Source organism: Polaromonas sp. P1_F4 (genome assembly GCF_056405675.1).
This window is the reverse complement of sequence record NZ_JBFUBP010000016.1, coordinates 57,350-68,169: the sequence shown is the minus strand read 5'-3', so window position 1 is coordinate 68,169 and position 10,820 is coordinate 57,350. Positions and strand designations below refer to the sequence as shown.

Below are 10,820 nucleotides of genomic sequence, written 5' to 3'. Positions count from 1 at the left end.
GCGCTTGGCAAACTGGGGTTCATCCGCCGGTGGTGACTTTCTTTGCAAAGGTGCGCGGCTCTATCAAGGCCCCGCTTTCTGTAGCTGCCGCAGTGCAAGTGTGTAATGCTGCATTTAATTGCACTATAGGACAACACCCTGATTTCTTTTGGCCGTGCCTTCGATTAGATTGGCCTAGTTTTTGCATACTTAAGACCTCCTATGACGGCAGTTAATAGGTCCTCGGAATTACATGAATTGCCGGTTCGGTATTTGGCAATTATTACCACCACTCCACTCAGGCAGTCTGGGGGTATTCCAGCGCCAGCCCGGCCGCCTGCCAGGCATCAATCCCGCCGTGCAACGGCCTGACATTGCTGAACCCGGCCGCCATCAGGCGCTTGGCCACCAGGGCTGCAGAAGCATCGTTGGGGCAAGCGCAATAAACGACCACGGCGACATCGTGCGGGATGTCAAGCGATGCCCGGGTTCGGTCCAGGTCCGACCAGACCAGCGCTCCCGGAATAATGCCGCCACCGGCACGCGCCAGCTCCGTGCGCACGTCCAGGATGACTGCAGGCTTGTTCTGCTGCGTGAGCTGCAGCAGCTCCTGCGGTGAAATGCGGGCCATGCGCAGCTGCCGGTAAAAGCGCTGCCGCTGCCACCATTTGTGCGCCAGGAAGAGCGCAAACGCAGCCAGCAGCACCATCAGCCCGATGCGCCCCATCTGCTCGAAAATGGCCAGCACGTCGGCCACCGCGTCATGAAAAATCATGCCGATCCCCACACCGGCACCGGCGTAAAGCGTTGCACCCAGCGCATCAAAAACCAAAAAGCGGCCGAAGGGAATGCCGGTGCGTCCGGCCAGCGCCGTGGCCAGCGAAGCAAACCCGGGAATGAACTTTGCCAGAATGAGCGACTTGACGCCCCAACGCGTGAAGATGGATTCGGTTTGCCGCACGCAGGAGTCGGGCGACAGCGAAATGCGGCATAGCGTTTTCAGCACACGGCTGCCGTAGCGGTGGCCGGCCCAGTACCAGACGCTGTCCGCGGCCAGGCAAGCCAGCACGGCGGTGAAGATAAGGCCTGCTGCGGAGTATTGACCGTTAAAGCTCAACGCGCCGGTGAGGATCAATACCGGATAGGCGGGAATCGGCAAGCCGAGCTGTTCCAGCCCGACATTCAGGAAAACGGCGGCGAGCCCGTAGTGCTCGAGCCACACAATGATCTGTTCCATGGAATCGCGTTACTTTCTGCGGGGGTCGTTGCGGGCTGCAAAGCCGTTCAGCTCCGCTTTTGTTGCCCATTGATGCAATGTAGACGGCTACAGCGCAGCAGTAAATGGTGGCCCGGTGAATGTTCTTTTTCCATAGGGAGAACAATTCGGGCAATTCGGGTTATTTGGGCTGATTTTGGGAGGCGGCGCCCGGCGCCTGCGCTACCATGAACCCTTCCCCTGTTCATGTGACTCAGAGAGCGACTACCGATTGAAATACCTTGTGGCTGTCCGGGCCCTGTGCGAGTTCACCGCCAAGCATGGCGACCTGGACCTGCGTTTTACGCCATCACCTTCCGCACAGGAAGGCATGGCCGGGCACGCCATGGTGGCGTCGCGCCGTGCAGAGTCCTCAGAGTCTTATCAGGCCGAAATCAGCCTGGAGGGCGAGTACAAGACCCTGAAGGTGCGCGGCCGTGCCGATGGCTACGACCCTGAACGCAACCAGCTTGAAGAGGTCAAGACTTTCCGGGGCGACCTGCACGCCATGGCCGACAACCGCCGGCACCTGCACTGGGCACAGCTGAAGATTTACGGCTGGCTGCTTTGCGAAGCCAAAAAGCTGCAGGACGTCAACCTGACACTGGTGTACTTTGACGTGGCCAGCACGCAGGAAACACCGCTGACCGAACATTTTTCCGCCGCGTCGCTCAAGGAGTACTTTGAAACGCAGTGCGAGCGCTTTCTGGGCTGGGCCAACCAGGAGCTGGCGCACCGCCAGGCGCGTGATGCTGCGCTGGCCACGCTGGCATTTCCGCACCCCGCATTCAGGCCGGGTCAGCGCGAGCTGGCCGAAGCGGTTTACAAGACAGCCCAGGCCGGCACCTGCCTGATGGCACAGGCGCCCACGGGCATCGGAAAAACCATTGGCACGGTGTTCCCGCTGCTCAAGGCTGTGCCGAAAAAGCAACTCGACAAGCTGTTTTTCCTGGCGGCCAAAACACCGGGCCGCAGGTTGGCGCTCGATGCGCTGGACCGCATCAAGGGCAGCACGACGGCTCTGCCGCTGCGCGTGCTGGAGCTGGTGGCGCGTGACAAGGCCTGTGAACACCCGGGCAAGGCCTGCCACGGCGACGCCTGCCCGCTCGCCCAGGGCTTTTACGACCGGCTGCCCCAGGCGCGCAGCGCTGCGGTGCAGCATGCCGCCGCACAAGGCCCGCTAGATAAGGCGGCGCTGCGTGAACTGGCGCTGGCCCACCATGTGTGCCCTTACTACCTGAGCCAGGAACTGGTCACCTGGTCAGACGTGGTGGTGGGCGACTACAACTATTACTTCGACACCAGCGCGCTGCTGCACGGCCAGGCCGTGGGCAACCAGTGGCGCGTAGGCGTGCTGGTGGACGAAGCGCACAACCTGGTGGAGCGCGCGCGCAAGATGTACTCAGCCACGCTGAGCCAGGCGCAGCTGCAACAGGTGCACGCCACCGCGCCCCGCGCCGTTCGCGGCGCACTGGAGCGGCTCAACCGCAGCCTGCTGGAATTGCAGGAGGCGCAGCAGGCGCGCGGCGAGGCCTACCAGGTCCATCCCGAGCTGCCCGTGCCTTTTCTGAAAACCCTGGCGCAGGCGCTGACCCAGATCACCGACTTCCTGCTGGCCAACCCGACCCGCATGGACGGCGAACTGCAGGATTTTTATTTCGAGGCACTGCACTTTTCGCGCATGGCTGAAGACTTCGGCGAACACTCGCTGTTTGACGTGACGCTGCAGCAGGAAGCCGGCCGCGACGCGCTGGGCCAGGTACTCGGCCAGCAACTCGCGGTGCTCAACATCCGCAACGTGGTGCCTGCGCCCTTCCTGGCGCCGCGTTTTGCCGCCGCGCAGTCGACGGCACTCTTCTCCGCCACGCTGAGCCCGCAAAACTACTACGCCGACACGCTGGGCCTGCCGGCCGGCACCGTGTGGACAGAGGTGGAGTCACCCTTCCTGGCCGAGCAGCTGCAGGTTTCGGTGGTGAGCGACGTCTCCACGCGCTTTCAACACCGTGACGACTCGCTTTCGCCCATCGTCGACCTGATGGCGCGCCAGTATGAAAGCCGGCCTGGTAATTACCTGGCGTTCCTGAGCAGCTACGACTACCTGCAAAAACTGGTCACGCTGTTCCGGCGGCGCTACCCGCATATTCCCGTGTGGGAACAGACGCGCGGCATGGAGGAAGCCGCGCGCGACGCCTTCCTGGCGCGCTTCACGCCGGCCTCGCAAGGCATAGGCTTTGCGGTTTTGGGTGGCTCGTTCGCCGAAGGCATAGACCTGCCGGGCGACCGGCTGATAGGCGCGTTCATCGCCACACTGGGCCTGCCGCAGGTCAATGCGGTGAACGAGCAGATCCGCGAACGCATGGGCGTCAACTTCGGCGCGGCCCAGAGCTACGACTACACCTACCTTTATCCCGGCCTGCAGAAAGTCGTGCAGGCGGCCGGACGGGTCATACGCACCACCTCGGACCGCGGCGTGGTCTATCTCATGGACGACCGCTTCACCCGGCCCGAAGTACAAAGCCTGCTGCCGGGATGGTGGAAAGTGGCGCGGCTGCGCGCCAGGCGGCGGGAACCGGCCGCGGCGTTGTCGGAGCCCCACTCCCTGAATCACTAAAGCAAAAGCCCGCGTCCGCGGGCTTTTGCCTGTACGGCCATAAAGGCCGCTCACCATGCGGGGCCTAAAACACGCCCAGCAGCATGAGGATAAGAACCACACTAAGGGGAACACCCAGTAACCAGGCAATGAGAGGCATTTGATTCTCCTGAAAGTTGTCAAATTGAAGACAACTTCAATGTAGATTGCGTCCGGGGGCGGCCATGCCAGCCTGAAGGCTTGCTGCAAGTAAGGAATCGCTGACGCGCGTGTAGTTGTGCGGCTCGCCCGCCTGCAGTCCAGCATGAAAACACCCAGAATTCAAGCAAAATCGGCCTGCAGGTCAATCGGGACGGGCGCAAGCAGCTCCGAAAATGATAGCAACCTTGTCACCTCAATCAGCAAGGAATGCTGTTCGCCGTTCTGGCAGTTGCCACAAATCACAGGCCAGGGACCGGCAGCATCCCGGCATGCAGAGGCGTTAGCGAAGCTGCTTTGAGGATTTAGCGCTGGCTGAACTGCAGCGCGCCCAGCATGCGCTGCACGGGCTGGGTTTCAGGCAGGACATACACCACGCCATGGCTTTTTCCCAGCACGGGGTTCACGACGGTTTCGTAGAAATTGACGGGCACTACGACACACCCCAGCGAAATGCGGTTGTCGTCAGGTGTTTCAGAAGCCAGCCGTTCGGCGCGGCGTTCTGCCGGAGCCGCAGGGCGAAGACGGTGGATTGCCAGCTTGGCCGTGTAGTCGATCCACACAATAGCCTCACCGTGAAGGTTGTGGCCGGGTTCGGAAACAAACCGGCCTGCCGGCGTGGTGCGTTCGTCTGCGCGCAGGCTGGCGACGTTGCGCTGCTCCATGCCCGGCACCGTGTGGTCGCCGGGTGTCAGGCCGGTCAATGCGGGCGATGCGCCGCGCAATTGCCCTGTGGCGTCGAACACAAAAATGCGCCCGCCTTTTTTATCGACCACCACAAATGGCAGGCCCTGGTTATCGCGTGCGTTCATGATCCAGCGCAGGGCGTAGCGTGCATCGGCCGATGCCGCCACCAGTGTCATGTCAGCGGAATTGCCGGCACCCGGCACCGGCATCACGGCATCGGGGCTGCGCACCGGTTGCAGGTCTGTGGGAGTGGCCGATACCCATGCGGGAATCGCAGCGAGAAAGGCAATAGCCGCCGTGCAGACGGTTTTTGCGCGCAGTGCCTTTCCTTTGAACAACATCCTGATCCCGTGGGTTGAATTCATTGCCATGTGCGGAGCACATGAAAAAGCCGGCCTCGAACCTTTTGGGTAGGAGCCCGGCTGTGGTTGCACCATGTTAGCGATGCAAGCAAATGTTCACAACGGAAAAACCCTGAAATCCTCTGGAATTTTGCTATGCTTTTAATAGCAATAAATCGTTTGCTACATTGTCATGCAATGCTTTTTTTGCAGCCAGATTTAGCTACTCAGGAATTTGGTAACAGCGGCCACATGTGGGCATTTTTCGCATGGGAGATGCGAGCGCGCAACAGTACGTCAGGGGTTGTTACAACTCACTCTTCGCGAGAGGTGATCGAAGGAGCGAACAGGCGGGTGTCAGGCGGCGGGGCGAAGCCCCTGTTTTGCGGCAAGCGCATGGGCGGCAGGAAAAACCTCAGCCAGTGGTTTGATTTCCGGCAAAACGTAAATCACGCCATAGCTCGCATTGAACGCGGGCTTGAGTACATCTTCGAAAAATGCCACCGGCATGTTGATGCACCCGTAGGAAATACGGTTGTCCTCGGTACCGGGAGACGCAAGCCTTTCCAGCCGGCGCTCTTTGGGCTCGAGTGTTCGTACGCGGTGCATGGAAACAGCCGCCTCGTAATCCACCCAGACAACATCTTCACCCAAGGTGTTGCGGCCAGGCTCCCCCATAAACCGGCCCGCCGGTGTGGTGCGTTCGTGGGGTTGCACCTGCGCAATGGGCCGCCCGCCGATACCGGTCACGGAATCATCGCCGACCGCCGCACCGATCAGCACGGGCGTGGCGCTGCGCAACTTGCCGGAGGGTTCGAAAACAAAAACCTTGGTATTTATCTTGTCGAGGACGATAAAGAAAAGCCTGCGGTTGTCCCCCGAGGCAACCACCCAATTGGCAACCTGCCGCGCCTCATCCGACGCAGGCTCTTCACCAAAATCGGCAAAGCGCAAAGACGGCGCCAGCTGCAAGGCGCTGGAAGGGATGGGGTTCAGGGCCGGAGAAGAAACCGGACGGGCATGAAAAAGCGGCAATGTCAGGACAAGCAGTGCCGAGCCCAGCAAGATGCCTTGCTTGATGCCGTCAAGAACGTCTGCGCGGCTGGTGCCGGGCCCATCGCCGGCCGAGGGCGTGGGCGACGCAAACATGTTCATGAAAATACGACGCATGGCCTGCGCTAAAACAATGACGATCCGGCAGCCATGTGAAAACGCTCCGGAAGCCGCGCCTTAAAAGACATGGCAAACCGGAGCGGTGTCACACCAAGGTGCATGACGGTCTGGGTTTAGTTGCGGTCAGCTTGTGCTGGGCGCTCGGTCTGGAAGCCAGCCGTGTTGCTTTCAGTCGTGGTGGCAGGTGCCGCACTGCTAGGGGTGGTGGTGTCCTGGTTTTGCATGGTCTGGCCGGACGACTCTGCAGGCGCAGCTGGTGCCGTTGGGGTTTCGGTCTGGGCGTATGCCAGGCCAATGGTGCTCACAACAGCGGCGGCGGCTACGGCAGAGGCCAGGGATTTGGAAAACTTCATGTCTTGCTCCTTAAGTCATGCCCATCACAGGCAATCAGGGTTGGTAAATGGCTGGCCGTATTGCCAGCTAATTCCAATTTACGAGGGGAGCCTGGGACATGGCGTCGGTCCGGTACGGCCTGTCATGTAGGACAAGCGAGGTCACAAAATGCTACGCACCGAACCAATATAAACACCTGGGCCTGATTCAATGACTCGAGGTTGCCCAGATTTCTTGCGCGTTCCGCGCTGAATGGGGCCGCACTCGCCACATGCCGCGGTCCCCCTTGTTTCTGCATATTTATCCGGCGGACTATTCGTTGGGATTGTTGCCCTTGAGGCCGTGCTCGGCCTTGATGGCCAGCTGAATTTTTTCAAGCTCATCGATGAGCTGGTCTATGCGCGGAAAATTCTTTACCGGTCCCGCCCCCAGGGCTTCAAGCTGTGCGCGAAGCCGTACGTACTCCGCTTGCAGATCGGGTTTCACGCAGGTACCGCACCCGGTTTGATGCCGGTGTCTCTCGCCGCACGGATTTCCGGGCTGCCGGCCGCCGTATTTTTCTTCGCAGAACTGGCAGCACCGAAAAGATCGACCTGCTGCGGCTCGTCGCTGCGCGGGCCGTATTGCAGGTCGGGGCCGATCAGGCGCTGCAACTCGCCGTAACCGGTGGCCAATGCAGTGTCATATGCGGCAAAACTGATATCGGAGCAGGACACCGATTCAAACACCAGAGAATCCGCGTGGCTCTCCAGGATGCGCCAGCAAAATTCGCCTGGCGCGGGTTCTTCGACTGTCAGGGCAAGGGAACGCAAGGGGGCATTGAGTTGCGCATTGACCAGCGTGGATTGGCTCATAAATATCCTAGAAAAAGGCCGGGATGGCCAGGCATGACGTTATTGCGCAGTTGATAGCGCAGCCGAAAAATATCAAGGGAATGAAAGGTAACTTTCAGCATCGGCACCTGCTCAGGTGCAAGCACGATGTGAGCGGGAAGAAGACCTGGGTCCGGGTTCATGTCAGCACTGGGCTTGGGGCTGTGGGTTGATTGATTTTTGTTATTGCCTTGAAGCAGCAACGGGTAATTTGGCTAATGTTGGGTAACGGCTGCACTGCGACAGTTTAAGCAAGAGACTGTGACACCCGGCAGTGATTAGTACCGTGAAAATGTAGGAGAAGACCGACACCCTCCCTGGCGAGGTGTGTCATGCGAAATGGTTATATTGCAGGCTAGCCAGAAAAATGCACCATGCGCAGCGCGCCTTAACGAAAAGCCAACGAAAAGCCCATGAAAAGCCTCTATAAATATTTCTTTCGTGGCCTCATCACCATCCTGCCGGTGGCACTGACGGTATACCTCCTCTATATCTTTCTGGCATGGATGGAAACTGCCGCCCTGTGGATCCTGCGCCCTCTCATCGGCAGTTTTTACCTGCCCGGCATGGGCCTGGTGTTCGGCATCCTGACCATTCTGGCGATTGGCTTCCTCGTATCCCAGCAAAGTGTGCGCAAAGTGCTGTCTTTTGCGGAATTGCCGTTTACCAATTTGCCGGTGGTCAAAAGCATCTACTCGTCGCTCAAGAGTTTTGCCGACTACTTTTCACCTTCGGGCAAGCAGGGCGAGCAAAGCGTGGTGATATTGCGCATGCCTGGGCACGCGATGGAAATCGTGGGCCTGATCACACGCCGCAGCTTTGCCGACCTGCCTTCCGGATTCCTTCCGGGTGAGCGTGTTGCGGTTTATTTGCCCATGGGCTACATGATCGGCGGCTACACGGTGTTTGTGCCGACGGAGTGGGTGCAGCCTATCGACATGTCGGTGGAAGAAGCCATGCGCTCGTCACTGATTGCGTGGATGGCCCGCCCGCCGGCCGCGGGTACTGGCAGCGGCAGCCCGGCCGGCTGAGCTTACGCTGGAGCGGCGTAAAGATTTGTTATCTGTGGTTTCCCACATGGACAAATCGCGTGGCGTGGCTATATTGAACCCGTCCCCCACAACCCGCGCATTCGCTGATGCGACCCGGCCATGACAAGCACAACGACAACGAAGACAAGCCGCAAGCCACCCCTTTACAAATCGCTCTACTTCCAGGTGATCTGCGCCGTGATCGTCGGTGTGCTGCTGGGGCATTTTTACCCTGAGGCCGGCAAGCTCATGAAGCCGCTGGGCGACGGCTTCATCAAGCTCATCAAGATGATGATCGCACCCATCATCTTCTGCACCGTCGTGATCGGCATCGCCGGCATGGAGGACATGAAGAAGGTCGGCAAGACCGGTGGCCTGGCGCTGCTGTACTTTGAAGTCGTCAGCACCTTCGCATTGATCATCGGGCTGGTTCTGGTCAACGTATTCAAGCCGGGCGAAGGCATGAATGTCGACGTGTCCACGCTGGACACCAAGGCCATCGCGGCCTATACCGGCCCCGGAAAGATGGTCGGCACGACCGACTTCATCATGAACATCATTCCGTCCACCGTGGTGGATGCCTTTGCCAAGGGTGAAATTCTGCAGGTGCTGCTGATCGCGGTGATGTTCGGCTTCGCGTTGCACCGTTTCGGCGGGCGCGGCACGCTGGTGTTCGACTTCGTCGAGAAAGCCTCGCATGTGCTGTTCACCATTGTCGGCTTCATCATGAAGGTGGCGCCCATAGGCGCTTTCGGCGCAATGGCCTTCACTATAGGCGCTTATGGCGTGGACAGCCTGGTGTCGCTCGGCAAGCTGATGGCCGCTTTCTATGCGACCTGCCTGATCTTCATCTTCGTGGTGTTGGGCACCATTGCGCGCCTGCACGGGTTCAGCATCTGGAAGTTCATCAAGTACATCAAGGAAGAGCTGCTGATCGTGCTGGGCACCTCGTCGTCCGAGTCCGTGCTGCCGCGCATGATGGAAAAGATGGAGAACCTGGGCGCAAAGAAAACCACCGTCGGCCTGGTGATCCCGACCGGTTATTCGTTCAACCTGGACGGCACGTCAATCTACCTCACGATGGCGGCGGTGTTCATCGCGCAGGCCACCAACACGCCCATGACCCTCACGCAGGAACTCACGCTGCTGGCGGTGCTATTGCTGACTTCGAAAGGCGCGGCAGGCATCACCGGCAGCGGATTCATTGTGCTGGCCGCCACGCTGTCGGCGGTGGGTACCGTGCCTGTGGCCGGACTGGCGCTCATTCTGGGAATTGACCGCTTCATGTCGGAAGCGCGGGCGCTGACCAACCTGATCGGCAATGGCGTGGCCACGATAGTGGTCGCCAAATGGACGAATGATCTGGACACCGAGCGGCTCCAGACCGGGCTCAACAATGAAACCTGGGTCGAGGCCCAGGAGCCCGAAGTGCTGATCAACAAGAAGACCGAGCACATGGCGACCGGCCGGCGCTAGGGCCTGTTCACAGTTCAGGGAAAAACAACAAAGCCCGGCAAACGGAGGATTCTCCGCCTGCCGGGCTTTGTGCTTTTTTGGGGCGCGACGAGCCGCCGGTTTAGCGAGCCTGGCGCGGTGCCGGGCCGGGGCCGCGGCCAGCGATATGGCGGAAGGTGATGCGGCCCTTGCTCAGGTCGTAGGGCGAGAGCTCCAGCGACACCTGGTCACCCGCAAGAATGCGGATGTGGTTCTTGCGCATCTTGCCCGAGGTGTAAGCCACGAGCTTGTGGCCGTTGTCGAGCGTGACGCGAAAGCGCGAATCAGGCAACACTTCGTCTACCAGCCCATGCATTTCAATCAGTTCTTCTTTGGCCATGATGTAACTCCTAGGGAATTGGAAAAATTGTCAGTGATGTCTGTTGTAAGGGCTGGCAAGGCTTATGCGCAGGCCGGCGTCGAACGCTCGTGGATCCAGCCGAGGGCATGTTCCGTCGCGTAATGCACGGCCGCGGCCGCACTGTCGAAAAGGCCGCTGAAGCGCATCACGCGGTCATGCGTGGCGCTGCCGCTGCCTGAGCGGATGGAGACCGATGCAGCGTAGCGTTCGCCTTGCTGCTTGGCCAGTGGTGAGACAAGGTACTTGCCCACCGCGATTTTGGTGTGATCTACGTTCATAAAAAGTCCGTGCCGGGTATGTGTCCCGGCTTGATAAATAAGGAGTAATCGGCTTGCGAGCAAGCCGGCGGGTGTTCGGTGTCCACCCACCTGGCCCTTGTCAGGGGCTGGGCTGGTTGAGCCATGCGTGGCACTGTCGGGAATAGTGCTCGCCGGAAAAACGGAACAGTGTTGAGAGGGTTCAGGGCTGTATGGGCACTGAAAACACTGTGGATTCGGGCTCTGGGA

General features: G+C 59.8%; 12 protein-coding genes. 3 read left to right on the top strand and 9 right to left on the bottom strand.

All coding sequences use genetic code 11. From position 1 onward, the window contains the following. Positions 1 to 277: 277 nt before the first annotated feature. On the bottom strand, positions 278 to 1,216 hold the full coding sequence (locus tag AC1DYQ_RS22250) for a DedA family protein/thiosulfate sulfurtransferase GlpE (protein ID WP_457282135.1): 939 nt from the start codon (positions 1,214 to 1,216) through the stop codon (positions 278 to 280). Positions 1,217 to 1,466: 250 nt separating this feature from the next. Between AC1DYQ_RS22250 and AC1DYQ_RS22245 the strand changes: the two genes are divergently transcribed. Beyond that, positions 1,467 to 3,845, top strand: a complete 2,379-nt coding sequence (locus AC1DYQ_RS22245) for an ATP-dependent DNA helicase (protein ID WP_477688625.1) — start codon at positions 1,467 to 1,469, stop codon at positions 3,843 to 3,845. A 482-nt stretch (positions 3,846 to 4,327) separates the two neighbouring features. Here AC1DYQ_RS22245 and AC1DYQ_RS22240 read toward each other — a convergent pair whose 3' ends face one another. The 6 genes from AC1DYQ_RS22240 to AC1DYQ_RS22215 form a co-directional block, all read right to left on the bottom strand. Further along, complete coding sequence (locus AC1DYQ_RS22240; RefSeq protein ID WP_477688624.1) at positions 4,328 to 5,050, bottom strand: hypothetical protein; 723 nt, start codon at positions 5,048 to 5,050, stop codon at positions 4,328 to 4,330. A gap of 357 nt (positions 5,051 to 5,407) precedes the next feature. After that, the gene (locus AC1DYQ_RS22235) at positions 5,408 to 6,220 is read right to left on the bottom strand and encodes a hypothetical protein (RefSeq protein WP_477688623.1); all 813 of its coding nucleotides are present in this window, start codon (positions 6,218 to 6,220) and stop codon (positions 5,408 to 5,410) included. A 116-nt stretch (positions 6,221 to 6,336) separates the two neighbouring features. Beyond that, positions 6,337 to 6,576 (bottom strand): hypothetical protein, encoded by a 240-nt coding sequence (locus tag AC1DYQ_RS22230; protein ID WP_457282139.1) that lies wholly within the window; start codon positions 6,574 to 6,576, stop codon positions 6,337 to 6,339. 292 nt (positions 6,577 to 6,868) lie between these two features. Then, complete coding sequence (locus tag AC1DYQ_RS22225) at positions 6,869 to 7,042, bottom strand: hypothetical protein (protein WP_477688622.1); 174 nt, start codon at positions 7,040 to 7,042, stop codon at positions 6,869 to 6,871. Next, complete coding sequence (locus AC1DYQ_RS22220) at positions 7,039 to 7,410, bottom strand: hypothetical protein (protein WP_477688621.1); 372 nt, start codon at positions 7,408 to 7,410, stop codon at positions 7,039 to 7,041. The genes AC1DYQ_RS22225 and AC1DYQ_RS22220 overlap by 4 nt, the downstream gene beginning before the upstream one ends. Beyond that, the gene (locus tag AC1DYQ_RS22215) at positions 7,407 to 7,631 is read right to left on the bottom strand and encodes a hypothetical protein (RefSeq protein WP_477688620.1); all 225 of its coding nucleotides are present in this window, start codon (positions 7,629 to 7,631) and stop codon (positions 7,407 to 7,409) included. Before AC1DYQ_RS22215 ends, AC1DYQ_RS22220 begins: the two co-directional genes overlap by 4 nt. A gap of 210 nt (positions 7,632 to 7,841) precedes the next feature. On the opposite strand from AC1DYQ_RS22215, the gene AC1DYQ_RS22210 reads away from it, so the two are divergent. Further along, positions 7,842 to 8,459 (top strand): DUF502 domain-containing protein, encoded by a 618-nt coding sequence (locus tag AC1DYQ_RS22210; RefSeq protein ID WP_477688619.1) that lies wholly within the window; start codon positions 7,842 to 7,844, stop codon positions 8,457 to 8,459. 120 nt (positions 8,460 to 8,579) lie between these two features. Further along, the gene (locus tag AC1DYQ_RS22205; RefSeq protein ID WP_477688618.1) at positions 8,580 to 9,935 is read left to right on the top strand and encodes a dicarboxylate/amino acid:cation symporter; all 1,356 of its coding nucleotides are present in this window, start codon (positions 8,580 to 8,582) and stop codon (positions 9,933 to 9,935) included. 100 nt (positions 9,936 to 10,035) lie between these two features. On the opposite strand, the gene infA is transcribed toward AC1DYQ_RS22205, so the two are convergent. Beyond that, positions 10,036 to 10,293 carry a translation initiation factor IF-1 gene (gene infA, locus AC1DYQ_RS22200; RefSeq protein ID WP_092132708.1) on the bottom strand — a complete coding sequence of 86 codons (258 nt, stop codon included), beginning with the start codon at positions 10,291 to 10,293 and terminating at the stop codon, positions 10,036 to 10,038. A gap of 62 nt (positions 10,294 to 10,355) precedes the next feature. After that, on the bottom strand, positions 10,356 to 10,592 hold the full coding sequence (locus AC1DYQ_RS22195) for a hypothetical protein (RefSeq protein WP_477668208.1): 237 nt from the start codon (positions 10,590 to 10,592) through the stop codon (positions 10,356 to 10,358). Positions 10,593 to 10,820: the final 228 nt, after the last annotated feature.